Source organism: Rhodoferax sp., assembly GCF_044236835.1.
GTDB lineage: Bacteria > Pseudomonadota > Gammaproteobacteria > Burkholderiales > Burkholderiaceae_C > Allorhodoferax.
The window spans coordinates 1-26,487 of record NZ_JBIIGC010000026.1 but is presented as its reverse complement, the minus strand read 5'-3'; the positions used below and the strand labels follow the sequence as shown (position 1 = coordinate 26,487).

The 26,487-nt window shown below is 63.4% G+C and carries 24 protein-coding genes, 1 tRNA gene and 1 pseudogene; 9 read left to right on the top strand and 17 right to left on the bottom strand.

The features are described from left to right. Window positions 1–34: 34 nt before the first annotated feature. Window positions 35–124 (top strand) — tRNA-Ser (locus ACILRC_RS14210). Window positions 125–303: 179 nt separating this feature from the next. Here the strand turns inward: ACILRC_RS14210 and ACILRC_RS14205 are convergent. The 4 genes from ACILRC_RS14205 to ACILRC_RS14190 form a co-directional block, all read right to left on the bottom strand. After that, window positions 304–1,875 carry a hypothetical protein gene (locus ACILRC_RS14205; RefSeq protein WP_395670033.1) on the bottom strand — a complete coding sequence of 524 codons (1,572 nt, stop codon included), beginning with the start codon at window positions 1,873–1,875 and terminating at the stop codon, window positions 304–306. 147 nt (window positions 1,876–2,022) lie between these two features. After that, complete coding sequence (locus ACILRC_RS14200; protein WP_395670032.1) at window positions 2,023–3,135, bottom strand: 2OG-Fe(II) oxygenase; 1,113 nt, start codon at window positions 3,133–3,135, stop codon at window positions 2,023–2,025. A 28-nt stretch (window positions 3,136–3,163) separates the two neighbouring features. Then, a complete protein-coding gene (locus ACILRC_RS14195; protein WP_395670031.1) occupies window positions 3,164–4,177 on the bottom strand; it encodes a metal-dependent hydrolase in 1,014 nt (337 codons plus the stop codon). Window positions 4,178–4,226: 49 nt separating this feature from the next. Then, on the bottom strand, window positions 4,227–5,102 hold the full coding sequence (locus ACILRC_RS14190) for a CoA transferase (RefSeq protein WP_395670030.1): 876 nt from the start codon (window positions 5,100–5,102) through the stop codon (window positions 4,227–4,229). Between the two features lie 173 nt (window positions 5,103–5,275). On the opposite strand from ACILRC_RS14190, the gene ACILRC_RS14185 reads away from it, so the two are divergent. Continuing rightward, window positions 5,276–6,352, top strand: a complete 1,077-nt coding sequence (locus tag ACILRC_RS14185; protein WP_395670029.1) for a 3'-5' exonuclease — start codon at window positions 5,276–5,278, stop codon at window positions 6,350–6,352. A gap of 39 nt (window positions 6,353–6,391) precedes the next feature. Here ACILRC_RS14185 and ACILRC_RS14180 read toward each other — a convergent pair whose 3' ends face one another. After that, window positions 6,392–6,907 carry an Rrf2 family transcriptional regulator gene (locus tag ACILRC_RS14180; protein ID WP_395670028.1) on the bottom strand — a complete coding sequence of 172 codons (516 nt, stop codon included), beginning with the start codon at window positions 6,905–6,907 and terminating at the stop codon, window positions 6,392–6,394. A 115-nt stretch (window positions 6,908–7,022) separates the two neighbouring features. On the opposite strand from ACILRC_RS14180, the gene ACILRC_RS14175 reads away from it, so the two are divergent. Further along, the gene (locus ACILRC_RS14175; RefSeq protein ID WP_395670027.1) at window positions 7,023–8,024 is read left to right on the top strand and encodes a MerR family transcriptional regulator; all 1,002 of its coding nucleotides are present in this window, start codon (window positions 7,023–7,025) and stop codon (window positions 8,022–8,024) included. 25 nt (window positions 8,025–8,049) lie between these two features. On the opposite strand, the gene ureG is transcribed toward ACILRC_RS14175, so the two are convergent. From ureG to ACILRC_RS14135, 8 genes and pseudogenes are all read right to left on the bottom strand, one after another. After that, complete coding sequence (gene ureG / locus ACILRC_RS14170) at window positions 8,050–8,706, bottom strand: urease accessory protein UreG (RefSeq protein ID WP_395670026.1); 657 nt, start codon at window positions 8,704–8,706, stop codon at window positions 8,050–8,052. 60 nt (window positions 8,707–8,766) lie between these two features. Continuing rightward, a complete protein-coding gene (locus ACILRC_RS14165; protein ID WP_395670025.1) occupies window positions 8,767–9,450 on the bottom strand; it encodes an urease accessory protein UreF in 684 nt (227 codons plus the stop codon). A gap of 6 nt (window positions 9,451–9,456) precedes the next feature. Next, a pseudogene (gene ureE / locus ACILRC_RS14160) lies at window positions 9,457–9,966 on the bottom strand (urease accessory protein UreE); the annotation flags it as partial. Between the two features lie 232 nt (window positions 9,967–10,198). Next, the gene (locus ACILRC_RS14155; RefSeq protein WP_395670024.1) at window positions 10,199–10,657 is read right to left on the bottom strand and encodes a GNAT family N-acetyltransferase; all 459 of its coding nucleotides are present in this window, start codon (window positions 10,655–10,657) and stop codon (window positions 10,199–10,201) included. A 17-nt stretch (window positions 10,658–10,674) separates the two neighbouring features. Continuing rightward, entirely contained in the window at window positions 10,675–12,654 is a 1,980-nt protein-coding gene (locus ACILRC_RS14150) for an urease subunit alpha (RefSeq protein WP_395670023.1), read from the bottom strand. Between the two features lie 2 nt (window positions 12,655–12,656). Continuing rightward, the gene (locus ACILRC_RS14145; protein WP_395670022.1) at window positions 12,657–12,986 is read right to left on the bottom strand and encodes an urease subunit beta; all 330 of its coding nucleotides are present in this window, start codon (window positions 12,984–12,986) and stop codon (window positions 12,657–12,659) included. Continuing rightward, complete coding sequence (locus tag ACILRC_RS14140; RefSeq protein WP_395670034.1) at window positions 12,983–13,591, bottom strand: HupE/UreJ family protein; 609 nt, start codon at window positions 13,589–13,591, stop codon at window positions 12,983–12,985. Before ACILRC_RS14140 ends, ACILRC_RS14145 begins: the two co-directional genes overlap by 4 nt. 74 nt (window positions 13,592–13,665) lie before the next feature. Beyond that, complete coding sequence (locus tag ACILRC_RS14135) at window positions 13,666–13,968, bottom strand: urease subunit gamma (RefSeq protein ID WP_395670021.1); 303 nt, start codon at window positions 13,966–13,968, stop codon at window positions 13,666–13,668. A gap of 23 nt (window positions 13,969–13,991) precedes the next feature. Between ACILRC_RS14135 and ACILRC_RS14130 the strand changes: the two genes are divergently transcribed. From ACILRC_RS14130 to ACILRC_RS14115, 4 genes are all read left to right on the top strand, one after another. Continuing rightward, window positions 13,992–17,648, top strand: a complete 3,657-nt coding sequence (locus tag ACILRC_RS14130; RefSeq protein WP_395670020.1) for an ATP-binding protein — start codon at window positions 13,992–13,994, stop codon at window positions 17,646–17,648. Continuing rightward, complete coding sequence (locus tag ACILRC_RS14125; protein ID WP_395670019.1) at window positions 17,635–18,639, top strand: response regulator; 1,005 nt, start codon at window positions 17,635–17,637, stop codon at window positions 18,637–18,639. Before ACILRC_RS14130 ends, ACILRC_RS14125 begins: the two co-directional genes overlap by 14 nt. Window positions 18,640–18,814: 175 nt before the next feature. Next, window positions 18,815–21,721, top strand: a complete 2,907-nt coding sequence (locus tag ACILRC_RS14120) for a methyl-accepting chemotaxis protein (RefSeq protein WP_395670018.1) — start codon at window positions 18,815–18,817, stop codon at window positions 21,719–21,721. 121 nt (window positions 21,722–21,842) lie between these two features. Beyond that, complete coding sequence (locus tag ACILRC_RS14115; RefSeq protein WP_395670017.1) at window positions 21,843–22,772, top strand: diguanylate cyclase; 930 nt, start codon at window positions 21,843–21,845, stop codon at window positions 22,770–22,772. A gap of 64 nt (window positions 22,773–22,836) precedes the next feature. Here ACILRC_RS14115 and ACILRC_RS14110 read toward each other — a convergent pair whose 3' ends face one another. The 4 genes from ACILRC_RS14110 to ACILRC_RS14095 form a co-directional block, all read right to left on the bottom strand. Then, window positions 22,837–23,766 (bottom strand): alpha/beta hydrolase family esterase, encoded by a 930-nt coding sequence (locus tag ACILRC_RS14110; protein WP_395670016.1) that lies wholly within the window; start codon window positions 23,764–23,766, stop codon window positions 22,837–22,839. A gap of 67 nt (window positions 23,767–23,833) precedes the next feature. Continuing rightward, window positions 23,834–24,253, bottom strand: a complete 420-nt coding sequence (locus ACILRC_RS14105) for a DUF6713 family protein (RefSeq protein WP_395670015.1) — start codon at window positions 24,251–24,253, stop codon at window positions 23,834–23,836. Window positions 24,254–24,263: 10 nt separating this feature from the next. After that, a complete protein-coding gene (locus ACILRC_RS14100; RefSeq protein WP_395670014.1) occupies window positions 24,264–24,659 on the bottom strand; it encodes a hypothetical protein in 396 nt (131 codons plus the stop codon). Next, a complete protein-coding gene (locus ACILRC_RS14095; RefSeq protein WP_395670013.1) occupies window positions 24,656–24,943 on the bottom strand; it encodes a DUF2834 domain-containing protein in 288 nt (95 codons plus the stop codon). Before ACILRC_RS14095 ends, ACILRC_RS14100 begins: the two co-directional genes overlap by 4 nt. A 101-nt stretch (window positions 24,944–25,044) precedes the next feature. On the opposite strand from ACILRC_RS14095, the gene ACILRC_RS14090 reads away from it, so the two are divergent. Both ACILRC_RS14090 and ACILRC_RS14085 read left to right on the top strand, forming a co-directional pair. Further along, the gene (locus ACILRC_RS14090) at window positions 25,045–25,848 is read left to right on the top strand and encodes a helix-turn-helix domain-containing protein (protein WP_395670012.1); all 804 of its coding nucleotides are present in this window, start codon (window positions 25,045–25,047) and stop codon (window positions 25,846–25,848) included. Window positions 25,849–26,031: 183 nt separating this feature from the next. Then, the coding region (locus ACILRC_RS14085) for a transporter substrate-binding protein (RefSeq protein WP_395670011.1) at window positions 26,032–26,487 on the top strand (456 nt) is incomplete at its 3' end.

The window sequence follows — 26,487 nt, the reverse complement described above, 5'->3', positions numbered from 1 at the left end:
GGCGGCTTTTTATGAGGTTAGAATCTGCGGCTTCGGAGCGGTGGATGAGCGGTTTAAGTCACACGCCTGGAAAGCGTGCGTGGGGTTAAACCCACCGCGGGTTCGAATCCCGCCTGCTCCGCCAGAATCAATCCCAGTCAGTCTTTACAAGCCCCGCGCTGTCTCAGCTTCGGGGCTTTTTCATTGGGCGGTTAGTCCATCTTCAAGGGAACCCCCAAGCACATCGCGGGCCACAAAAACGTGCTGGTCGATTTACCTGCCGATTGTTACTTGCTGCATGGTGGCGTGCCGCGTGCCAGAGCGTCAGCGACGCGTCACCGTACTGAAGTGGTACACCGCGCTAGCCCCCAGCACGTTGGCCTTGAAGTCGCCGTGCAACGCTTCCATCCGCCCGGCGGTGACCAGCAGGCCGACCTGGGGTGTGAGCTGGTAGCCCAGTCCGATGTTGGTTTGGGCCACCAGGCCGCCACCCACGCGCAGGCCGCCGCCGCCGGCTGCGCCGATCAGGGCTTCCACTTCGGCGCTCCAGCGCGGGGCCAGTTTTTGGCGCAGTCCGGCGCCTACCAGGCCGGTCATGTAGGCACCGGCTTCACCTTTGTAAGCGGCGATGCCCTGGCCGGTGAGGAACCATTGGCGCGCCTTTTCGGTGGGGCCCAACATGTAGTCCAGCTGCAGTCCGAGGTTGTGGACTGGCAGGTCGGCGTAGCAGCAGCGCCAGTCGGGGCTGGCACCTTGGTAGCTTTGTTGTACCAGGCGCATGCGCAGGCGCTCAACATCGAGCCCGGAGAGCATCGCCGCGCTCAGGGCCTGACCGTTGGTGTCAGGCTGTTGCAGGTGGTGCACGAGTTTGATGCCCAGGTTGCGCCCCACAAAGCTGCGGCCCGGGGCGCGCACGTCGGACACGGACAGTTCCAGCGATTGGTGGGCGCGCAGGCGCATCTGCCATCCAATGCCTACGTCGGTCAGCAGGCCGCCACCGGTATCAGTCGCGCCGCCGCCCGCGGGGCCGGCAGTTGCATGCAGCTTGAGCGACTGACGCGCGGACAGGGGAACACGGTAGCCGCCACCCAGCAGGATTTGCATGTAGCCCGCACTTTCGCCGCCCAGCGCGCCTGCGCCGTCGATTTTGAAGAACCAGTGCTTATCGAAGTAACTAAGCCATTGCGCTCCCAGCAACTGCATGCGGGGGTGTTGGGCTTGGGTGCCGTTGTCTTGCATCGCATCCGAGGCCAAGCGGTAGTCGTAGGCGACAACTGCAAACTCCTGGTTGCGGCCGGGCAAGGTGTTGCTGAGGTCTGGTGTGCCACCCGTGGGCAAGTTGGGCCAGCCGCCCCACAGCAGGCTGGGGAATTCATAGGAATACGACAAATACGGCTGGGTGCTGCGGATACGGCCTTCAGGAAAACTGACGTGGCTCATGCCAATACCGATGTGGTGACCCGCGCCCAGGTGTTGCTCCAGACCTAAGCTGGTGCGAACCATGAGGCCACCACCGGCCAGGCTGCGTCCATCACGCCCCCCACCGCCTCCGACAAAGAGGTTGCCTACCAAGGTCTGATGATCACCCAAACTCCAGTGGGTTTGTGCCTCGGCTCCCAGGGTGATAAAGCCCCCACGGTTGCCGCGCATCGCGCCGTAGGAGGCGACACCCATTTTCCAATGCGGGCTAACGTCCATCAACACGCGCCCACCGACCATGCCCATGCTTTCGTTGGCAGGCAGTTGCCACGTTTCGTCCGTGAGCGACCAAGTCAGCGCGGGGTTGGGCGGGATGTCGGTTTCAGGGTTCGACGGTTGCGCGCCAGCGCTAAGGCTGTGCAAGCCGATGGTGAGTGCGACCGCAACTGGGTGGCGCGAAACGTTGTGCTTGCTCATAGGTTGGTCGGGTTGTAAGCCGCTGTGTGTTCAATTCATTCTCCGATCCGGATTGTCGGTGCTTCACCGCACTGCCAACCGCCACGGGCCAACCGGCGCAGCAGGTACTTCACAAAGCGCGCAAACTTTGTGTAAAACGCTGGGTTGTCAGGCCTTGTAAGCGTCCAAGTCCTTGTCCAAAAAGCGATTGTTTTTCTCACGTAAGGTGGCCGCTGCATCGTCGTAGAGGAAGGGCAGAAAGGCGTAGCGCTGCCCCCGAGTCACAGGTGCTACTTGGTGCAGCAGAGAACACGAGAAAACCACACCTGTGCCCGCAGGCATTTTGTAAGCTTTTGGGCCGTACTCGGGAAAACTCAGCGTTCCACCTTCGAAGGCATCGTTCAAATTCACTGACAAGGCGAAGCGGCGGTGGGCAGTGCCGGGCGTGGTGTTGTCTCGGTGGGGGCGAAAATGACCGCTGTCCTTGCTGTCGTAACACGCAACGATGTAGCGCTCCATGCGCGTCACTTCGAAGCAGGTGGCTCGGTGTACCAGTGGCACCAGCTTTTGCTTCACACGCGCTTGCAGTAAGGCCATCAGCCGCTCATCGTGGATGGTGACATCGGACCGCCGCTTGTGTGCTGCATCGATGACCAGTGTGGTCTTGCCATTGATATCGCGCATGACGCCAGACGACGCACCGCCGTCTGCTTCGTACACCGCGATCAAGCGTTTGCACAGCGCGGGCTCCAAAAGGTTGGGCACGATGAGTACCGGCGCATGCATTTCCAGTCCGGCGTAGCTTGCGACCGGTGGAAGTTGCTCAAGGAAGCGCGCCAGCGCGGCGCAGTCACTGCCATCCTCCAAAAAAGGAAAGACTGCCAGCACATGCAGGCCCGGATCGAGGACCACCCATTGGCGCTTGAACGCCGTTTTGTCGGGGCCGTCGGCTGGCAGTGATCCATACAGGCGGCTGGCGGTTCCATCAAAGTCCCAGATGTGACGCACCCCCGGTAGCGACTCTTTCGCCCGCCCGATGGCTTCGTCTTGTGGATCGCCGCTGATACCAAAGAACGCCATGCGCGCGTCATCAAACCAGGATCGGTACTGGTCTACGAACTGCAGTGCGCGCTGACCTGGCGCATCACGCGCGCTTCCAAAGAAACACAGCACGATGTAACGTCCAGCGACCGTGTGGAACTGGTAATCCGGGTTGCTCGTGCAGCGTTGGCGAAACCAAGGCGCTGGCTGACCCGGTTGAAGTGGTAAGTATTTGCTCATCGTATCCGCTGCATGGAGTCCCGCTGCCCTACAAGCCCGGCGGCGCCACGTCGCGCCCCAGCATGCGCTGGCCCAGCCAGCGCAGGCCCGCGCCCATGTCCATGCGTTGCCCCAGTTGCTCGGCCGGCCAGTGGGCCCGCCCCGCCAGCAGGGGCGCTCCGATGTTGAAGCTAAACACATAGGCGGGCTCTTGCCCCATGCGCAAGTCGGTTACCACCAGGTTGTCACCGTCGCGCCGCACCTTGAAAAACCCGTCGGTAAAGCGCGATAGCCGCTGCATTTGGGGGTGGTCAGCGTGTTGCTGGGCCAAGTCTGCACCGCGTGGGTAGGCCACAAAGCGCACGGCCCGCTTGCCGTCGAGCAGGGCGTAGAAGCCTTCGTGGTAGCGCTCGCCGTCCAGGGCGACAACGCGCCACAGCAGCGTGGTAAACGGCGCGGGCGTCACGAGCAGCTGCGCGCTGGGCAGGCCTTGGGCCTGCAGCGATTCGCGCGCGTGGTGCGTTACCCAAGCTTGGCCGAGTGCGCTCCAGGCCAGGTAGGCGGTGCTGAATGCCAATGCCCAGCGGTTGATGGACAGCGCGCGGTCTACCGCCTTGCTGCGCAGGGCCACCACCACAGCGAACAACAAGGGCAGGGTGTAGACCGGGTCGATGATGAAGATGCTGCCCAGGCCGTAGGCCTCGTCGGTAAAGGGCTGCAGCACCTGGGTGCCGTAGATAGTCATCAAGTCCAAGAGCGGGTGGGTGACCAAGGCCAGCATCAGCGCCCACCACCATCGGCCAAACTGGCGCTGCTCATCGTGGATTTTGCTGACTGCCCACGCCATCGGGATGGCAAACAGCGCCAGCAATACAGGCGCGTGGCTCTCAGCCCGGTGGCGCACCATGTTGAGGACCGGGTCGCCATGGTCGATCAGCACATCGAGGTCGGGCAACAGGCCGGCAACGCCGCCCCACAGGGCAGATTTCCACAGCGCAGTGCGCCGCCCCATGACGGCCACGCTGACCGAGGCACCTAAGAGAATTTGTGTAACGGAGTCCATGGGAATTCGTATCGGCTAGGCTGGTAAAAGCCGCCAAGGGTAGCGACTTCTACAGCCCCATGGTGCACAGGGGAATGTCGTGGCGCGCGCTGAGGGTTTCGAGCTGCTGGCAGGTGTGGGCCGACATCCAGCGTGCCACCGCCGCGTGCATGGTGTCGGTTTGCATGGTGGCTGCGTCTGCCGCTGGCACGCCCAGTTGCTGGCACAGTGCCGCCACAAAATGCGGCTCCAGGGCGGCCAGCGCTACACGACCGTCTTTGCAGGGGTAGACGCGGTAACCCGCGTGGGCGCCGCCCACCGTGCCGCTGGGCTGCGTCAGGCCCCAATCGCGTGGCAACGCCAAGTAGCGGGCGGCGTTAGATAACGCCACCTCCAGGCGCACACCCTGGCCGCTTTGCAATTGCAACAGCCGCGCCTGCAACACCGCCTCGCTGGTCAGCAGTGCACCGCCCATGTCGGCGTAGAGGCTGGCGGGCAAGTCCAACCCGGGCACCAAACCGCTTTCGGCCATGTAGGTCAGGTCGTGGCCCGGAGCCTCGGCATGCACACCGGTTGCACCCACAATTTGCACCACCGCAAGCCGTGGGTAGCGCGCATGCAAGCTGCGCCACTGCAAGCCGAGCTTTTTGAGTGCCGAGGGCCGAAAGGAGGTGAGCAGCAGGTCTGTGCGCTGCAGTTCGCGGTGCAACACCGCTTGGCCAGCGTCGGTTTTGAGGTCGGCGGTGACGGTGCGAATGCCCTGGTGCATGGCCGTGTAGGCCTGCGGGCTGTAGCTGGCCATCGGGTCGCTGGACATGCCAGCGCGTGCCGGAGCTTCCAGCTTGGTGCAGCGCGCGCCCAAGGAGCGGCAGCGCATCAGCGCGGCGGGGCCGGGCAGGTTCAATGCCAGGCTCAGGATGCGCATGCCTTGGAATGGACGGGCCATAGAGGGTGGTTTGGTGTGCCGCAATCGGTTGTGGGAAGGAGCGGTGGTGCGCGGGGTGGCTGGTGCTGACGGCGGGTGCGCCGGTGGGCGTGTTCGTTGGGCGAGTTCGGGGGGATGATAGAGGCAATAATCCAGCGTCTGACATTTGCAACCCACCCGCTGCGAGGTGCTTTTTGTCCCAAGAACCGCTGGCCCTCGATCTGTTTCCCGAACTGCCTGCCCCTGTTGCGCCCCCCAAGCGCCGCGCAGCCAAAGCCACGCTCCAGTCCACAGCAGCGCCGCTCGCCACCCGGGCACCAGCCAGGTTGGACGGCGACCTGGAGCCCTTGGCGCAGACGCTGGAGGCCCACCCCGACTACCGCGTGCTGCGGCGCTTGCAACCCCGCGTGGACTGGGGGCCTGCGCGCGGAGGTGCCACCGCCACCGTGCTGGTGCTGGACACCGAAACCACCGGCCTGGACGCACAGCGCGAGCGTGTCATTGAACTGGCGCTGCTGCGGGTGCAGGTGGACCTGTCCGACGGCCTGCCGGTGGGACCAGTGCAGGTGTACGACGGCCTGGAGGACCCGGGCAAACCCATTCCCAAAGAGGTGGTGGCGCTGACCGGCATCCGCGATGCCGATGTGCGCGGCCAGCGCCTGGACGAGACCCGCATCGCCGAGTTGCTCGACGGTGTGGACTGCGTGATTGCCCACAACGCCGCGTTCGACCGGCCCTTTGTGGAGAAGCGTTTGCCCCAGTTTGCCGATCTGCGCTGGAGCTGCAGTTTTGCCGAGATCGACTGGAAGCAGCAAGGCCGCAGCTCTGCCAAGTTAGAGAGCTTGGCGCAGGCGCTGGGCTGGTTCTACGACGCCCACCGCGCCGAGATGGATTGCCATGCGCTCTTGGCCGTGCTGGCTGCGCCCTTGACGGATCCAGCGGTGGCCGACCCAAGCGGCGCGGCGCAGGCCACGCTGCACACTGCGCTGGCGCACCTGCTGCGCTCTGCGGCGGCACCGAGCTACCGTCTACAAGCCACGCAAGCGCCCTTTGACGCCAAGGACGCACTCAAGGCCCGTGGCTACCGCTGGAATGCCGATCAGCGGGTGTGGGGCATCGCTTTGCGGGACGACGAGGCGCTGCGCGCCGAGTGCGATTGGCTCAAGCACAACGTCTATGCGGGCCGCGCAGCGTCCGTGCAACTGGAGGCGTTGGATGCGCTCAGCCGATACGCCGGTCGGGGCGGCGTGGCGCGGGCATTGCCGCTTTGACCGCTGCGTGCGCGCCGCTGCACCATGCAGGCCCCCGCGTTAGGCCCGGCTGGCCCCCTGCACAAAGGCTGATAGCTGAAACACCGAGTTGGCGCACATCGGCACCAACGGAGGTGCTAAAGGCTTGAACTTGAAGCCACCGGCCGCCTTGGGTGCGATGGACACCGCACCCGGCACCCGCGCCACGCGCCCCAGCGACGGGTTGGCGTGCAGCAGCGCTTGGGACAGTTCGGCCAACTGGGTCTCAAAGGCTACCGCGCGCGCTGGCACTGGGCCTGGGGTGGCGCGAGGCGCTTGGGCCTGGGGATCGAAGATGCGCGCCACGTCCCAGACCGACATGTCTGCCAGCGCCGCACCGATTTGGTAGCCGCCACCGGGCCCACGGAAGGAGTGCAGCACGCCGTGGTCTTTGAGGGTTTTCAGCATGCCCTCCAGGTACGAGACGGACACCCCCAGCGCACTAGAGATTTCCTGTGTGGGCACGCAGCGCTGGTGTGCGTTGCGGGCGATGTAGACCGTGGCGTTCAAAGCGTGCAGTGCTTTTTTTGAGACCATCACTGGCTCCTTTGTGAACTAAGTGCGTAGAATGTAACGACTAAAAACGATTAATCAACACGAAAAACTGTTTTTAATCTATTCAATATCTATTCATCTCAAAGAAAGTCTGCCCATGCGTGATGAAAAAGCCAACGCCCCCCTGCGCTACCGCATTGGCGCGGTCGCCAAACTCGCCGGGGTGCCGGTGACCACGCTGCGGGTGTGGGAGACGCGCTATGGCGCTTTCGTGCCCGACAAGTCCGAGGGCAAGCACCGCCTGTACCACGAGGCCGACGTGCTCAAGGCCACCTTGCTCAAGCGCCTCTCCGGCGAAGGGCAGGCGATTGGCAGCATTGCCGCGCTGGACCTGGCTGCGTTGCAGCAGTTGCTGCAAAGGGTGCAGGTGTCCTCGCTGCAAAGCACCCACGCACGCTTGGCGGCCAACACGGTGCGCATGGCGGTGGTGGGCTTGGGGCTGGCCAGCCGCATCGAGTCGCACAAGTTCACCCTGCGTTTCATGAGCAACACCATCCGGGTGACGGACGTGTTTTTTGACATCGCAGCCGCCCGCGCCGCCGTGCTGGCCGAGCAGCCGCAGATGCTGCTCATCAAGGTCAGCACCCTGCAGGACACGACCCGGGCGCAGATTGCGCAGTTGGTGGCGCAGCACCGGGTGCAGCAGGCCATCGTGCTCTACAACTACGCGCAAGAGCCGGTGCTGGAGGCCATGCGGCGCACCGGCATGATCGTGCGGCGCGAGCCGATTTCAGACTTTGAGCTGTCGGATTTGATCAGCTCGGTGCTGCTGATCGATGCGGCGCAGTCGGTGCGCGGTGCCGACCAAGGTTCGCTCATTCCACAGCGCAAGTACTCGGACGCCACCCTCTCGCGGGTCGCTGGTATCTCGACCAATGTGCTGTGCGAATGCCCGCGCCACGTGGCCGAAATCATTTCCCAGCTCGCCAGCTTCGAGGAGTACAGCCAGGAGTGCCTGAACAAAAACTCCGAAGACGCCCACCTGCACGCCTACCTGTCCTCTATTTCGGGCTCCGCCCGAGCGCTATTCGAGCGAGCGCTGGAGATGGTGGCAGAGCACGAGGGCATCGAGCTGCTGGGAAGCAAGCCCGGCCCTTGAAGCCACCCGGGTCAAGCCGCCTGGGTCAGGCAGCCAGCATGCCCTTGGTTTGGATGAAGGCCACCACCTCTTTCAAGCCCGAGAGCGTCTTTAGATTGGTCATCACAAACGGCTTGAGCCCTTTGGCGGTGGTGCGCATGCGCACCGTGTCAGCCTCCATCACCGCTAAATCGGCGCCCACGTGGGGTGCCAGGTCGGTTTTGTTGATCACAAAGAGGTCGCTTTTGGTGATGCCGGGGCCGCCTTTGCGGGGGATTTTTTCGCCGGCGGCTACGTCAATCACGTAGATGGTGAGGTCGCTGAGTTCGGGGCTGAAGGTCGCGGCCAGGTTGTCACCACCGCTTTCGATGAAGACCACGTCGGCATTGGGAAATTCCACCAGCATGCGGTCGATCGCTTCGAGGTTGATGGACGCATCCTCGCGGATGGCAGTGTGCGGGCAGCCTCCGGTTTCCACGCCCATGATGCGCTCGGCTGGCAGCGCGCCGCTGACGGTGAGCAGGCGCTGGTCTTCCTTGGTGTAGATGTCGTTGGTGATGGCCACCAGGTCGTACTGGTCGCGCATGGCTTTGCAGAGCATTTCGAGCAAGGTGGTTTTGCCGGAGCCCACCGGGCCGCCGATGCCCACGCGCAGCGGTGGCAGGGTTTTGGTGCGGTGGGCAATGTGGTGCAAGTTCGACATCGTGGGAGCCTCATAGGGAAAGAAAACTGGGCGCTGCAAGCGGGCGTGTTGTGAACGGCTTCAAGAGCGAAACAGCCGCGAGTACTGCACCTCGTGCTGGCTGCTCAAAATCGCCAGCATGGGGGTATAGGTCTGGCGCGTGGCGTCGGTGCTGGCCAAGGCGTGGTCTACCGCCGCAGGAATTTCTGCCGCTAGGCTGGAGAGGATGCGCTGGCCCGCGCTTTGGCCCAGCGGCACCGATTTGATGGCGGCCTGTGCCATGTTCTCGGCCCAGCCAAAGGCGTAGGTGGTCAAGCAGTCGCGTAGCTCGGCGCCGGTGGCGCTGGCGGCCAGCGCAAACGCAACGGGGTAGGTGGGCGGTAGCGCCGCCAAGCTTTGTAGCTGGGACGCAGACACGGTGGTGTGGTTGCGCAGCCACTCCAGCAAAGAGCGGCCCATTTGCTCGGTCTGCGCGCGCAGCTCGCTGGTTTCGCGGGTGTGCAACACCCAGTCGTTGAGGACGCGAATGCGGTTGCCATCGTCGGCGTTCCAAGCGGTCACCGCCTGCGCCACCACGGCCAGATCGCCACGCGCCAGGCCCAGGTGCAACTGGTCTTGCAACCAGGCGCTGGCGTCCTGCACATCGGTGACATGGCCGCTGTCCACGGCAGCTTCGAGCACCTCTGAATACGAAAAACCACCCACCGGCAGAGCCGGCGAGGCCAGCCACATCAGCTGCATGAGGGTGGTGTCGCGTCCGGGCATGGCTCAGTGCGGATGGTCGTGGTGGTCGCCGTGGCCGTGGCTGTGCGAATGGCCGTGCGTGCCCGCCGCATAGGCGCCGCTTTCAGGCTCGAAGGGCGCATCCATGGCTTGCACGATCAGGTGCATCGCGCGCAGCATATCGGCCAACACATGGTCGGGTTCGATCTTCAGGTGGTCGGGTTGGAGTTCGATCGGCACATGGCGGTTGCCCAGGTGGTAGGCCGCGCGCGTCAAGTCAAACGGCGTGCCGTGCTGCATGCAGTGGGTGATGCGCAGCACAGCTTGCGGCGCGGCGTGGACAACGATCAAGGAGCCGTCTTCGGCCACCAACACGTCGCCCCCGCGCACCACCGTGCCGCGGGGCAGGAACACGCCAAAGTGCCGACCTGTGGAGTCGGTGGCGTCAAAGCGGCTTTTCTGGCGTACGTCCCAGTCAAGCTCCACAGTGGCGGCGCGCCGCAGCAGCACCGGTGCCAGTCCACGGCCTTGGGGAATGCATTTCGAGATTTGGAGCATGGGGGAGGGCATTTGCGTGTTGGGAACCGTGGAAGGTGGCCTGGAGTGCGGCGGGCGGTTCACGAAGGAAACCTTATAACTTGAGAAATCCGGCCAGGACCACGCCCAAACCCACGCAAAGTGGTAACGCAGTGCGTGTCATCGTGCCCACCATGCTGCGGCCCGCCGCAAGAGACAGGCAAGAGGCCATGTTGGCCCCGTGGATTCGATGGCACCTTGCACTTTGATACCTCTAACCCAGGGGTTTGGTCATGAACACGCTAAACGGGTCTAGCACATAGTCTGCAAATGGGCCGCACACCAGATAGCCCTCATTGGCATAGAGCTGCTGGGCAGCGTGGAATGGCGCATGCGCACCGGTTTCCAAACTGATTCTCCTGATGCCTTGCGCGCGCGCTGCCAACTCAATATGCCTGAGCATGGCGCGCCCTACGCCTTTGCGCAGATGAGCAGCCGCTGTGCGCATGGACTTGAGCTCCCCGTGGTCTGCTGTCAGCGACTTGAGCGCGCCACAACCCATCAGGTCAGAGCCGTCCCAGGCGGTCCAAAAGGTGATGCCTGGCTGGCGCAACGCGTTCAGGTCGAGCGCGTGCACGCTTTCGGGCGGCGAATGCTGGCGCATGGCATCCAGGTGCGCTTGCAGCAAGGCTGCAATCTGTGCGCCCTGCAAATCGTCGATGCGAATGTCCACAGTAAGGCGCTTGGAGATCAGAACAAAAAGTACCGCTGCGCCATCGGCAGGCGCATCGCAGGCTCGCAGGTCAGCAACTGGCCATCGGCGCGCACGCGGTAGGTTTGCGGGTCGATCTCCATGGCGGGCAAATAGCTGTTGAGCACCATGTGCTGCTTGCGCACAGCGCGGATGTTTTTCACTGCCACCAACTGCTTAGCCAAGCCGAAGCGCTCTTGGATACCGGCGTTCAATCCGGCTTGTGACACAAAGGTGAGGCTGCTGCGGTGCAGTGCGCCTCCAAAGCTGCCAAACATGGGTCGGTAGTGCACCGGCTGCGGTGTGGGAATGGAGGCGTTGGGGTCGCCCATGGCGGCGTGGGCGATGAAGCCGCCTTTCAAAATCAGTGCAGGCTTGGTGCCGAAGAACGCGGGTTTGAAGACCACCAGATCAGCCCACTTGCCCACCTCAATGCTGCCCACCTCGTGGCTGATGCCATGGGCTATCGCGGGGTTGATGGTGTACTTGGCGATATAGCGCTTGACCCGAAAATTGTCATTGCGCTGCAGGGCTTCGACAGGCTCAGCCCGAACGGAACCTATCCCCGCAGCACCGAACCCCGCGCCAGCAGCGCTGAACCCCGCGCCTGCAGCGCTGAACCCCGCGCCAGCAGTGCTGAACCCTGCGCCTGCAGTGCTGAACCCCGCGCCAGCAGTGCTGAACCCTGCGCCAGCAGTGCTGAACCCCGCGCCTGCAGTGCTGAACCCCGCGCCTGCAGCGCTCAACTCCGTTCGCCCTGAGCCTGTCGAAGGGCTGAGCCAGCCGCGTTGCAGCTTCATCTTGTCCGCCGTTTGCCAGGTGCGGATGATGACCTCGCCAACCCGGCCCATGGCCTGACTGTCGCTGCTCATCATGCTGATGGCGCCCAGGTCGTGCAGGATGTCCTCGGCGGCGATGGTTTCTTTGCGGATGCGGCTTTCGGCAAAGGCCAGGTCTTCGGCAATGCCGGCGTCCAGGTGGTGGCACACCATCAGCATGTCCACATGCTCGTCGAGCGTGTTGACGGTGTAGGGCATGGTGGGGTTGGTGGAGCTGGGCAAAAAGTTGTCCTGGCCCACCACCTTGAGGATGTCGGGCGCGTGGCCGCCGCCCGCGCCTTCGGTGTGGAAGGCGCACAGGCCGCGGCCCTTGGTGGCGGCGATGGTGCCTTCCACGAAGCCGGATTCATTGAGCGTGTCGGAGTGGATGGCCACCTGGGTGTCGGTCTCGTCGGCCACGTCCAGGCAGTTGCTGATCGCTGACGGTGTGGTGCCCCAGTCCTCGTGCAGCTTGAGGCCAATCACACCGGCGTGGATCTGCTCGCGCAAGGCACCTGGCAGGCTGGCGTTGCCCTTGCCCAAAAAACCCAGGTTCATCGGGAAGGCGTCGGCCGCTTGCAGCATGCGCTCGATGTTCCAGGGACCGGGCGTGCAGGTGGTGGCAAAGGTGCCGGTGGCCGGGCCGGTGCCGCCGCCCAGCATGGTGGTGACGCCGCTGCACAGCGCCTCTTCGATCTGCTGCGGGCAGATGAAATGGATGTGGCTGTCGATGCCACCGGCGGTGACGATGTTGCCCTCGCAACTGATGATCTCGGTGCCCGGTCCAATGATGATGTCCACCCCCGGCTGCGTGTCCGGGTTGCCCGCTTTGCCAATGCCCACAATGCGCCCGCCCTTGAGGCCGATGTCCGCTTTGACGATGCCCCAGTGGTCCACGATCAGCGCGTTGGTCATCACGCAGTCCACAGCACCCCCAGCCTCGGGGCCGGTGCCGCTTCCGTCGCGGGTGCGCTGGCTTTGCGCCATGCCATCGCGAATGGTTTTGCCGCCGCCAAACTTCACCTCTTCGCCGTAGCTGCCTGCCCCCAAGGTGTAGTCGTGCTCCACTTCGATCAGCAGGTTGGTGTCGGCCAAGCGCACGCGGTCGCCGGTGGTGGGTCCAAAAATTTCGGCGTAGGCGCGCCGTCCGATGGTTGCCATGGCTAGGTCTTTCCTTGCATTGCGGTGTCTAGGGGGCCATGCGTGAGCCCACGAAAGCCGTACACGGTGCGCGCGCCGCCCAGGTCGACCAGCTCCACCGTGCGCTGTTGGCCGGGCTCGAAGCGCACTGCCGAGCCCGAGGCGATGTTCAGGCGCATGCCGCGCGCTGCATCGCGGTCAAAACCCAGCGCCGCGTTGGTTTCACAAAAGTGGTAGTGCGAGCCCACCTGAATGGGCCGGTCTGCCGTGTTGGTGACCAAGAGGGTCAGGGTGCGCCGACCGGCGTTGAGTACATGCTCGCCCGCGTCGGTGATGATTTCGCCCGGCGTCATACGGCGCGCACCAGCAAGGCAGCACCCGCCAGCGCCACCATGGCCCCCGCCATGCGGCTCCACCACAGGCTGCGCCCGCGCAGCGCCAGGCCCAGAGCGACACCGAGCGTATGCAAGGCCAGCGTGGCCAGCACCATGCCCGCAAGCGGCGCGAACCAGAGCGCACCCGAGAGCTCGCTGCCGTGCGCCCAGCCGTGGAATGCCGCAAAGCCACCAACCAGCAGCGCAGATGCAGCCCCCTGCATGCGGGTGCGCGACGCTAGCAACAGGCCCAGCACCAACAAGGAGCTGGCCACCATGGGCTCGACCGCCGGCAAGGCCACACCGGCCATGCCCAACAACGCTCCGGCCAGTAGCACATTGGCAAACGCCAGCGGTGCAACCCACACGCGCCGCGCGGTCAGCGCACTCCAGCAGCCCACTGCCAGCATGGCAGCCACATGGTCCAGTCCGGTAATGGGGTGCAGCATGCCTTGGAGCAGGCTGTCAAGTGCGTGGGTGTGCGGCGTGCTGTCTCCGCCAAGGCCTGTGTGGACCGTGTGGGCGGCGACGCTCCCTGCGGCGCACAGCAAGCCCAGCAGCATCCAGCGCGCATGGCCCGTCATGCGCGGGCGAACACCGTTGTGGGAGGGTGAAGGGGAATGGGACACGGCAGATTCCTTTCGGGCGGTGGTGTGGTTCACACAATGGGTTGGTGCACGGTGACGAGCTTGGTGCCGTCGGGGAAGGTGGCTTCCACCTGGATGTCGGGAACCATTTCGGCCACGCCGTCCATCACATCGTCGCGGGTCAGTACAGCGCGGCCTTCGCCCATCAGTTGCGCGACGGTCTTGCCGTCGCGTGCGCCTTCCATCACGGCGGCGCTGATCAGGGCCACGGCTTCGGGGTAGTTGAGCTTGAGGCCACGGGCCTTGCGCCGCTCGGCCAGCAAGGCGGCGGTAAAGATCAGCAGTTTGTCTTTCTCGCGGGGGGTCAGTTCCATGGCGTGTAGCTCGGGCGTTAGAGATGGGCTGGAGCTTACCAAGCAAAGCCCATGCCCTTTTTTGGCACGAAACCTGCTGCCCAAAGCCGGTGTCCCACGATCCGTCCACCTCTGCAGATGCCCCTGGGCCCGAGCCCTCGCCGATGCAGCGGGTGGTGAAAGTTCGGCGCGACTACAACAACTGGGTGGCCAGCGAAACCATGGAGGACTACGCGCTGCGCTTCACCCCGCAGCGCTTTCGCCGCTGGTCGGAGTGGCGGGTGGCCAACACCGCGTTCGGTGCAGCTTCTTTCCTGATCCTGGAGGCGGTGGGTGCAACCCTGTTGGTGCAGTACGGCTTCGTCAACGCCTTTTGGGCGATTGTGGTTACCGGCCTGGTGATTTTCTTAGCCGGTTGGCCCATCAGCGTGGTGGCCGCCCGTTACAGCGTAGACATGGATCTGCTCACCCGCGGTGCTGGGTTTGGTTACCTGGGCTCGACCATCACCTCGCTGATCTATGCGTCCTTCACCTTCATTTTTTTTGCGCTGGAGGCTGCGGTCATGGCCTATGCGCTGGAGTTGGCGCTGGACATTCCGCCGAGCTGGGGCTACTTGCTCTGCACCTTGGTCGTGATCCCCTTGGTGACCCACGGGGTGTCGGTGATCAGCAAGTTGCAGATATGGACGCAGCCCCTCTGGCTGGCGCTGCTGGTGCTGCCGTATGTGGCCGTCGGGGTGCAAGACCCGGGAGCGTTTTCCGGCATCACGCACTACGCTGGTGAATTGGGCGCCGCCGGCGTCTTCGATTGGCACCTGTTTGGTGCTGCACTCACCGTGGGCATCGCGCTGATCACCCAAATGGGCGAGCAGGCGGACTATTTGCGCTTCATGCCGCAGCAGACCCCGAAGAACCGGGTGCGCTGGTGGGCCGGCGTGCTGGTGGGCGGCCCCGGCTGGGTGCTGCTGGGCGTGGCAAAAATGCTGGGCGGTGCTTGTTTGGCCTACCTGGCTATCAGCAACAGCGTGCCCACCGACCGCGCGGTGGACCCTAACCAGATGTACTTGGCCGCCTACGAGTACCTGTTTCCTGCGGTTGGTTGGGCGGTCGCTGCGACCGCGCTGTTTGTGGTGGTCTCGCAGATCAAGATCAACGTCACCAACGCTTACGCTGGCTCGCTGGCCTGGAGCAACTTTTTCTCGCGGCTGACCCACAGCCACCCCGGGCGGGTGGTGTGGGTGGTGTTCAACTGCCTGATCGCCCTGATGCTGATGGAGATGAATGTCTTCCAGGCGCTGGGTGAGGTGCTGGGCTTGTACTCCAACATTGCGATCGCCTGGATGATGGCGGTGGTGGCCGACCTGGTGATCAACAAGCCGCTGGGTTTGTCGCCCAAGGGCATTGAGTTCAAGCGGGCGCACCTGTACGACATCAACCCGGTGGGCGTGGGCGCGATGGTGTTGGCCTCGGCCCTGTCGATTGCCGCCTACCTTGGGTTCTTCGGGCCGACCGCCAAGGCCTTCTCAGCCATGGTGGCGATGGTCACTGCCTTGGTCGCCGCACCCTTGATCGCGTGGATCACGCGTGGCAAGTACTACATCGCACGCAGCTCCCCAGGTTTCGAGCCAGGTGCGGGCCACGCGCAGTTGCGCCGCTGCGTGATTTGCGAACGCGATTACGAAAGCCCTGACATGGCCTATTGCCCAGCTTACCAAGGCGCGATTTGCTCCCTGTGCTGTACCCTGGACGCCCGCTGCGGTGATGCCTGCAAACCGCACGCCAGCTTGGCCAGCCAATGGTCTGCCAGCCTGCGCTGGCTGATGCCTAAGCCGGTGTGGCCCTACCTAGAGACGGGTTTGGGCCACTTCTTGTTATTGATGGCCACCATCGTGCCGGTGCTGGCGGCTGTGTTTGGCATTTTTTACCGGCACGAGCTGGCCGCACTGGCCCAGGCGGGACCCAGCGCGCAGGCCTTGCAGTCCGCGCTGCAATCTGGATTTTCCAAGGCATTTGCGGCGCTGTTGCTGCTCTCTGGCATTGTGGCTTGGTGGTTGGTGCTGGCGCACAAATCCCGGCAGGTGGCACAGCAGGAGTCCAACCGGCAGACCCACTTACTGGTACGCGAGATTGCGCTGCACCGCGAAACTGACCAGGCCCTGCAAGACGCCAAGCAGCTCGCCGAAGAGGCCCGCATGCAGGCAGAGCAGGCCCGTCAACAGGCCGAGCAGGCCAACCACGCCAAGACCCGCTACATCAGCGCCATCAGCCACGAGCTGCGCACCCCGCTCAACAGCATTCTGGGCTATGCGCAGTTGATGGGCGAGGACGCCTCCATTCCCCAGCACCGCAAGCAGGCCGTCGGGGTCATCAAGCGCGGTGGCGAGCACCTGCTGTCCCTGATTGAGGGCACGCTCGACATGGCTCAGATCGAGTCCGGCAAGCTCACCCTCAACCCTAAGCCTATGGCGTTTGCCCGCGCCATGGAAGACATCGCAGCCATGTTTGAGTTGCAGGCACGCGAAAAGGGCTTGGCCTTTGGCTACGAGGTGCTGGGCACGGTGCCCCATTGGGTGCGCGCCGATGACAAGCGCTTGCGCCAAATCGTTTTCAATTTGGTGGGCAACGCCATCAAGTTCACCCAGCGCGGATCGGTGCGCTTGCGCTTGCGCTATGCCCGTGAGATGGCGCACATCGAGGTGCATGACACCGGGCCCGGTATGTCGGCCCCCGAGCTGGAGCACGTGTTCGAGCCCTTCGCCCGCGGCCAGGCTGCCGCGCCAGGTACGTCCATCAGCGCGACGCATAGCAGCGCGCTCGCAAGCGCTGCACCTGCTAGCGCTTCCGCCATGAACCACAGCGCGGGCAGCGCCAGCGCCTCTGGTGGCTCGGGGTTGGGCTTGACGATTGCCAAGATGCTGACCGACCTCATGGGCGGCGAGCTCACTGCCAGCAGCGAGCCAGGCGTAGGTTCGGTGTTCCGGGTGCGGCTGTTTTTGCCCGAGATCCATCGCGCCGCCGAGGACGCAGTGCTTGCCAGTGCGGCAGCCCAGCCCGCACGGCGCGGCTACCAGGGTGTTCGGCGCACTATTTTGGTGGTGGACAACGAGGAGGCGGACCGGGGGGTGCTGGCGAACTTGCTCCAGCCGCTGGGATTTGAGATTCGGGTGGCCGCCAGTGGCCACGACGCGCTGGACCTGGTGGCCGGTTCGCTGCGACCCGACGTGGTGCTGCTGGACTTGGCCATGCCCGGGATCGACGGCTGGGAAACTTTGCGCCGCATGCGCGCCATGGGGCCGCACGCGCCGCATGTGGCCATGGTGTCGGCCAATGCGTTTGAGCGCGGCGTGGACAACACCTTAGGCATTGCCGCCGAGGACTTCATCGTCAAGCCGGTGCGCCACAGCGAGCTGCTGGACTGGCTGGAACGCAAGCTGGGCTTGGTGTGGACGCACGCTGCCCCAACGCGAACCGAAAGCGCAGCCGCCACCGGCCCGCTGCCACCGCGCGCAGCGCTCTTGGTATTGCAGTCCTTGGTACAACTCGGGTACCCACGCGGCATTGCCAGCCAACTGGCCCAAATCGAGCGGCAGCATCCGCAGTGCGGTGGCTTCACTGCGTCTTTGCAGCAACTCACCCAGAGCTACCAATTCGACGCGGTCGCGGCGCGCGTGCAACAGGCATTGGACGATGCGACCGATTGAGCCCACCTCTTTGCTGCTGGACCGCGCCGGCTTGGACCAGGTGCTGGACCGGGTCAACAGCGATGTGGTGCTGGTGGTGGACGACGTACCCGACAACCTGGCCATGCTGCACGATGCGCTGGATGAGTCGGGCTACACCGTGCTGGTGGCGACCTCGGGCGCGGCGGCCTTGCAGCGCGCGCTGCAGGCTGCCCCGGACATCGTGCTGCTCGACGCGATGATGCCGGGCATGGACGGTTTTGAGGTGGCCAGGCAGCTCAAGGCGCAGCCGCAGACCGCGCACATTCCGATCATCTTCATGACGGGCCTGACCGAGACCGAGTACCTGGTAGCGGCATTGGAGTCGGGTGGTGTGGACTACGTCACCAAACCCATCAAGCCCAAGGAGGTGCTGGCGCGCATGGGCGTGCACCTGGCCGGCGCGCGCGAGCGGCGCCAGACGCGCAACGCGCTCGACGCGTTCGGGTACGCCACCATCGCGGTGCGCGTGGCCGACGGTTGTTTGCTGTGGCAAACGCCGTTGGCACGCGAACTACTGGAGCGCTACTGCGGCACTCAGGCACCCCATACGCCAGTTGCGGTACTTGAGTGGCTGCGCCAGTGCCTCGCTGGGCTGGAGCGCGCAGGCGAGCCACCCAAACTGGTGTTGGAGCGTGGTGCGATGCGGCTCACCTTGCGCTTGCACCAGCAGATTGGCGACGCCGACGCGGGCGGCGACTGGCTGATCGTGATGCGCGAAGTCTCGGACACCGCCGTCATCGAGGCCATGCGGCTGAGCTTCAAGCTCACCGGCAAAGAAGCCGAGGTCCTGTACTGGGTGGTCAAAGGCAAAACAAATAAGGACATTGGTGACATTGTTGGCAGCAGCCCCATGACAGTGAAGAAGCATTTGGAGCGTGTTTACGTGAAACTTGGGGTTGAGACGCGTACCGCTGCCGCAGGTATGGCGATGGGGCGCATTCGCCAGCTCCAGCCGCAGTTTGAGGGCTGATTGCTTGGGTTGGCGGGTCGTTTTAATTTGATATAAACGATCAATCAACATAAAGAGGTTCATGGACATGGCTACATCCAAGGCGCAGCAGATCGCACGCGAAACATCCGCAACAGGGGTTGGCACTGCACCGCAGTCCCCAGTCTTCTTCTTGTGGGCCCCGGGCGTGCGCTTCATGGGAAACCTTGTTTTCGCGTGGAAAGCGCTGGTCATTTGTCTGCTGTTCATGGCGCCGCTGGTGTGGACTTCGTGGTCAGACTTCTCCAACAAAAAAGTCGACATTGAGTTCTCAGCCAAAGAATTGCTCGGAGTTGAGTACAACCGTGAAATATTCCCGCTCATCGACCTGACGCAGCAACTGCGCCGCGATTCCAGCGCGGCCGCTGCCAGCGGCATTCCTTCGGCGACCGTGGCCGATACCAAAGTCAAACTCCGCGCTGCGCTGGATCGCTTGGGCGAGGTGGACAAGCGCTTGGGCACGGAGCTGGCTACGGCCAAGGGCTATGCCGAAGTGCAAAAGGCCTTTGCCGCCATAGACAGCGGCAAAACCCCGGCCGAAGTGTTTGATGCACACAGCGCCACGATTGGGGCCTTGACCGCCTTGCTGATGCAAGTCACCGATTCCTCGAACCTGACGCTGGACCCGGACATCGACAGCTACTACGTGATGGACGCGGTGTTCTTCCGTATCCCCGACTTGTTGGAGAGCACCAGCAAGCTGCGCAGCGTAGGGCTGGACGTCATGAAAAGCGGTGCAGCCACCACCGATCAGTACAAGATGTTGAATGGCGTGATTCCAATTGCCGACTTCCAGTTTGTGAGCATGCGCGACGGTTTGGGCAAAGCCTATGCGTACAACCCGGAACTGTCGGGCAAAGTCAACTCAGCCGAGGCACTGGAAAACACTGCCGCTTTCTTTGCGATGGCCCGCAAGGCCGTATTGGAGGGCAAAGACTACGCGCCTGAAACCCAATCGGCCTATCTGGATTTGGCCAATAAGGCGCTTGCCAGCCAGTACGCACTCAACGACCGCATGGTGACCGAGCTCCAGGGCTTGCTCAATACGCGCGTCGCGGGTTTGGAAGCCAAGCTGAACTTGGGTATTGCGGTGCTGGTGGTGGGCGTGCTGCTCGCGGCCTACCTGTTCTACTGCTTCTTCTTGGTTACCAACCGCGGCTTGGGCGCCATCAGCCAGCATCTGGGCGAACTGGCCGAGGGTGATTTGAGCAACGCACCGCAGCCACCCACGACCAAAGACGAAGTCGCGCAGGTGCTCAAGTCGCTCATCACGGTGCACACGGTGCTGGGCCGCTTCCAGCAAGCGCAAAACGACATGGCGGCCCAGCACGACGCCGGTGCCATCGACCACGCGATGCCGGCCGACACCATGCCCGGCAAGTACGGCGAGATGGCGCAGGCGGTCAACTCGCTGGCGCAATCGCACATCGCGGTGATGCTGCGCTTGGTGGGCTTGCTCGAGTTGTACGCCAAGGGCGACTTCAGCCAAGAGATCGAAGTGCTGCCCGGCCAGAAGCGCCGCGTTACCGACGTGGTGCGTGATGCTCGCGCCAAGATGCTTGCCGCAGCCGACGCCGCCATCAGCAACATGCGGGTGGTCAATGCGCTCAACAAGGCCAGCACCAATGTGATGATTGCCGACGGCAACAACAGCGTTCTGTTCATGAACGAGGCGATGCAGTCCATGCTGGAGCGCAATGAGCCCGAGTTGCGCAAGTCCTTTGGCCGCCTGGAAAGCCGCACCCTGCTGGGCAAGGGGCTCGATGTGTTCTCAGGCGTGGCAGCGTTCCAGACCGGTGCCTTGGCCGCGTTGCGCGCGGTGAGCAAGAACCAAGTTCAGGTCGGCGAGCTGTACTTTGAAATCACCATCAACCCCATCTTTAACGCGCAGGGCGACCGCCTGGGCACCGTCATTGAGTGGTTGGAGCGCACCCTCGAAGTGGGTATGGAAAACGAACTGGCAGGTGCCGTGGGCGCCGCAGCCCAGGGCGACTTCTCGCAGCGCCTCAGCCTGGAAGGCAAGAGCGGCTTTTTCGCCAACCTGTCGTCTGGCATGAACCAGCTCATGCACACCAGCGAGCAGGGGCTCAACGATGTGGCCGACTTGCTCACGGCGTTCGCCGAAGGCGACCTCACCAAGCGCATTGACCGCGACTACGCTGGCTTGTTCGGCAAGGTCAAAGACAGTGCCAACGTCACCGCAGAAAACCTCACCCGCGTGTTGGGCGAGGTGCGCGCTGCAGCCGATGCATTGACCGGTGCGGCCAACCAGGTCAGCGCCACGGCGCAGTCGCTCTCGCAAGCCGCGAGCGAACAGGCCGCAAGCGTGGAACAAACCAGCGCATCCATGGACACCATGGCCGCGTCCGTCAGCCAAAACAGCGACAACGCCAAAGTGACCGACGGCATGGCCACCAAGGCCAGCAAAGAGGCGACCGAAGGCGGCGAGGCTGTGAGCCAGACCGTCAGCGCGATGAAGCAGATCGCCGCCAAGATCGGCATCGTCGATGACATTGCCTACCAGACCAACCTGCTTGCATTGAACGCCGCCATTGAGGCCGCTCGTGCTGGCGAGCACGGCAAGGGCTTTGCGGTGGTGGCGGCTGAAGTGCGCAAGCTGGCCGAGCGCAGCCAAGAGGCAGCGCGCGAGATCGGCGACTTGGCCGGCAGCAGCGTGTCCACCGCCGAGCGCGCTGGGCGGCTGCTCAGCGAGATCGTGCCCAGCATCCAAAAGACCAGCGAACTGGTGCAAGAAATTGCGGCATCGAGCGCGGAGCAAAGCGAGTCGGTGGTGCAAATCGGTGGCGCCATGGGCCAGCTCTCCAAAGCGACCCAGCAAAACGCCTCTGCGTCCGAAGAACTGGCTGCCACCAGCGAAGAGCTGTCCGGCCAGGCCGAGCAGCTGCAGCAAAGCGTGGCCTTCTTCAACACCGGCGACGAAGCCCCCGTGCCGCGCAACCGCCATGAACTCGGCAACCAGCGCCGTGCCAATCCTCCGCGCCTGACCAGCCCGCTGGTGCCCGCGGCGGTGCGCGGTGGTGGCTCGAACTTCAAGCCGTACTGATTGCGCGCCACGGGCCCTTGCAGTACCTCAGTGGAATGTCCAGGCCTTCACGCAGTAACCCTGAGGCGGCTTGTGGCTCGCGGTGATCCGGTGCGCCCTGGGGCCAGCCAAGCGCGTTGTGATGGTTAACCTATCGGTGTACGACTTCGCGTCTGCTGGGCGCGAGGTACTTGCATTTCTTCACCAGCGCTTCGGATTTGGGCTGTGGATGGTCACGCGCAAGGAGGGCGAGGACTGGATCGTGCTCCAAAGCGAAGACCACGGGTACAACGTGACCCGCGGCACGGTGTTTCGCTGGGCGGACTCTTTTTGCTCGGAAATGGTGAAAGGTAACGGACCTCGGGTTGCGCCTGACTCGGATGCGGTACCCGCTTACGCGGTCGCTCCCATCGGGCGCCAGGTCGATATCAAGGCCTACGTTGGCGTGCCACTGCTCAAGGCCAACGGTGATTTGTTCGGCACCCTGTGCGCCATCGACCCTGCGCGACAACCTGCGGCCATTGTTGGCGAGCAAGGTCTGATTGAGCTGCTTGCCGCGCTTCTGAGTTCCATTCTTCAGTCGGATTTGAGGGCGAGTGACGAATTACGCCGTGCGGAACAGTACGAAGTCGAGGCGCAGACGGATCCGATGACCTCGCTCTACAACCGCCGGGCGTGGGACCGGATGCTGGCCAAGGAGGAGGAACGTTGCGCCCGGTACGGCCACCAGGCTGCTGTCTTGATGGTAGATATTGATGAACTCAAGTGCGTCAACGACACACTGGGCCACGCGGCCGGCGACGCACTGTTAGTGAGGGCAGCTGACGCCCTGCGAAGCGCGGCGCGGGGGATGGACCTGGTCGCCCGACTCGGTGGCGACGAATTCGGCCTGCTGGCCGTGGAATGTGATCAGCTTGGCGCCGAGGCATTGCTAGCGAGGGCACGCGCGGCATTCCTTGAACTGCGGGTGAAAGCGTCCTTTGGTATCGCTGTACGTGGGCACGCCGAGGGGCTGGCCGAGGCGTGCATCCGCGCGGATCAGCGCATGTACCAAGAAAAACGGGCACGCTGAGTCTCGCCATCGAACGTCAGCCAAGCCTTTCGAGGGGCCTCAGACCCGACGGATACGGCTTGACTTAGCGGGGCAGGCCCGAGAAAAACTGCCAGATCAACGGGGTGGCCTGGATGCGGGTGGTGTTGGGACCCATCACCGATTCAGGCAGGCCCGACTCCTGCCCGCCGGGCCACGCGTGGCCCTGGCCCTGGAAGTACCAAACCGTGAATGTGGCACCGTCGCGGCACTCGGAGAAACGTTCGACGGTGGCTTGCTCATCGTCACGATCTTTGGCGGCAGCGGCGGTGCAGCCCAGACTTTGTTTCCACGCCTGGATGCCCTGTGCCACGGGTGGCACCGTTCCTTTGCCCCAGGGAAGTTCGCGCTCGCCGCCTTCAATTGGGTTAAGCGGATCGCGCGTTCCGAGCAGCATCAAGGTGGGCAATGCTTTTGTAGGGCGGGCGCCTTCACTGCTGTTTAAACCCATCACGGTTGCGAGTCCGGCAAAACGCTCGGAGAGCTCCGCGCCGACTTTGAACGTCATGCCCGCTCCATTGGAATGGCCGGTGGCGTAGACCCGTTTGGTGTCGATGGACGTGCGCAGCGCCACATCGTCTAGCAATGCATTCACAAAAGCGATGTCATTGATTTTGCCGCGTGGCGAGTTGGCGTTGAGTTGGCCGCTGTTCCAAAGGCGAGGGTTCAGGCGAAAGTTGGTTGGCAGTCGCGGTATGGCCGCAAGGCCGTCGGGTGCTACGACCACAAATCCTTCCTGCTCGCTTAAGGTGGCCCAACCATTCTTGGTGAGGTAGTCCCGTCCGTTGCCGCCCGCACCATGAAAAACCACGACCAGCGGTGCACCCGATGGAGTGGCTTTAGACGGTACATGCAGGTGGTAGGTCCATGTGCGGCCGTCTGCTTGTACTTGCAGTTGCTGCACCGTGGCGCCAACGGCGGCACTGCTGACCGATAGGAGGCAAGCGCCCAAAAAAGAAAATGTAGTGGCTTTCATAGGGCACAGGATAGTGCAGAACATCAACGCAACGAAAGCCGTGTGCGAGGTTATGGCGCACGTACGCTCAAACCATCGGCTGGGTTGGGGTTGTCGGTGACGCTGGTAACGTGGCAGCTCGGAACGCCAGCCCAAGGTACAACACACCGAGCGCGCAGGCGCCTGATATCAAGCTCCAGGACAGCGTCGATTGAAAGCTCGATAGCGGGTCGCTCGCCAAGCGCCAATGCAAGAGCGCATGGACGATGCAAAACACCGCAAGGCCGACTCGGCTGGCGCCTTGCACGCGGGCGTGGGCATGATGGGTAAGCGCGATCAGCGCCCAGAACATCGGCAGGTGCAGCGCGACAAACCACCAGCGTCCTTGTGCGTCGTCCAAGCTGCGAAGCACATAGAGCAAACGCCATTCTGAGTGCGTCATGGCATCGAGTTCGTGGGTGAAAAGCAGCGCCAGCATCAGCTGGTTCAGAACCTTGGATGCGACCATTGGTGCTCCCTCAATCCGACTGGCCTGTCTTGGCATGCAACAGCATGCAAAGGCCCAAAAGCACCGCTGCACCCAGATCGACCCACATCACTTTCGCAATCGGTGCGCCGTGCGTTTGCAGTGCGGCGATCAGCACGAAGCCCAGCATGCTCACCAGCGCAGCAGTGCCCACTGCCGTGCGCCAGCTTGGATGCAACACGGCTGCAAAGCAAGCTGCAGCAAGCAAGCCAAAGAGCAGGGCGCGGTGCTGCATCAGAATGGTCAGGTCGTTGCCCTGCCCGAGGTCGACGCCATAGCCGCGCTCCAGCGCTGACCGGCCCAACAGGCCTACCAGTGGAATCAGGTGGATCAGCCCGGCCACCGCAAATCCCAGGCGGATCAGCCATTCGTTCATCACAGGGCTCATGCTTTCTCCTTCGCCAGCAGAAAGTACAGCAGCGGGCCAAACGAACCTACCAGCAGCGACAGCACCGCCCAAGGCCAGAAGCGCCGCCCGGTGGCTTCGGCGTCGCGCTGGATGAAGACCAAGAGCAACACCATGGTGATGACCAGGTCCAAAAAGATCTGCCAGCCCGCAGCGTGGCGCAGGTGCACCAGCAGCAACTCCTGCACGCTACCGACTTGGTAGAGCGCAAAGGCGGTCTGTGCGCCAAAGGCGATCAGCACCACCAGCAAAAGCGATTTATTCATACGTTTCCTTTCAAAGTGCGGTGAGTTTGCACAGCGCTTCGCAGCTGCGCAATTACGTCGCAGGTAATTGCGCAGGCTGCGCGCTGTGGTGCAATTGCGTCATGGAAACGGCCAGCACCCACCTTCGCGACACCCTGCAAGCCGCGCGCAAAGTCCGGCGCATCAGCCAGCTGGAGTTGGCCCTGCGTGTGGGCGTTTCGCAGCGGCATGTGAGTTTTGTGGAGAGCGGACGCGCACAACCCAGCCGCCAGCTTCTGGTGGCCTGGTTGCAAGCACTGCAAGCGCCGCTGGCGCTGCGCAACGCCGCGTTGCAGCAGGCGGGTTATGCACCGGTGTACCGCGACAGTGGCTTATCGGATGCGGTGTTGGCGCCGGCACGTGAAGCGCTGGGTCGCCTGCTGGCGGCGCACGACCCGCTGCCTGCGATGGTGATGGACGCTGCATGGAACGTGCTGCAAATGAACCGGGGCGCACGCTGGCTGGCCCATACCTTGATGCCTTGGACCCGGCAGCTGCCAATGGACCAGCCCATCAACATGCTCGATGCCATGCTGCACCCCGAGGGCATGGCGCGCCACATCACCAACCTGGAGGAGGTGGGCCCTGCGCTGCTGGCCCACTTGCGCGATGACGCGATGGTCGTACCCGCGCTGGCTGAGCGGGTTGAGTTATTGGCGGCGCAGTTCCAGCAAGGTGTGGGCAAGCGGCCCCTGGCCAGCATGCCGCGGCACCTGGCACCGGTGCTGACTACATGCTTTGCCACAGAGCACGGTGCCTTGTCGGTGTTCAGCATGTTCTCTACCTTTGGTACGCCGCAAGACATCACCTTGGCGTCGCTGCGGGTGGAACATGTGTTTGCCGCAGACGAGGCCACCCGCGCCGTGTTTGCGGCGCACGTGGCTTAAGTCCCCAGACACCAGCAGGGCGTCGCGTCGCCCATGCCCGAGGGGCATACGCCACTCGGCGTATTCCGATTTGCCCACTGCCTACCTAGGATGCAGCTGTCTGTTGGGCCATCTGTTTGGGGTGCTTCAGCAGCGAAAACTCTCTTTCCGCGTTTTGCGAACCCCTCATTTGGAGAAGCCCACATGCAACCTGTTTCAGCACGCCGATTTACCCTGAAGGCACTTACCGCCGCCGTCGCCCTGACCACACTGGCCTCGGTGCCAGCCTTTGCCGCTGACACCATCAAGGTCGGCATTCTGCACAGCCTCTCGGGCACCATGGCCATTTCTGAGACGGTGCTCAAAGACACGGTGCTGATGGCGATCGACGAGATCAATGCCAAAGGCGGCGTCATGGGCAAGAAGCTCGAACCCGTGGTGGTGGACCCGGCTTCCAACTGGCCGCTGTTTGCCGAGAAGACCAAGCAGCTCTTGGGCCAAGACAAGGTGGCCGTGATTTTTGGTTGCTGGACATCGGTGTCGCGCAAGTCGGTGTTGCCCGTGGTCGAGGAAATGAACGGCCTCTTGTTCTACCCTGTGCAATACGAGGGTGAAGAGCTGTCCAAGAACGTGTTCTACACCGGCGCAGCACCCAACCAG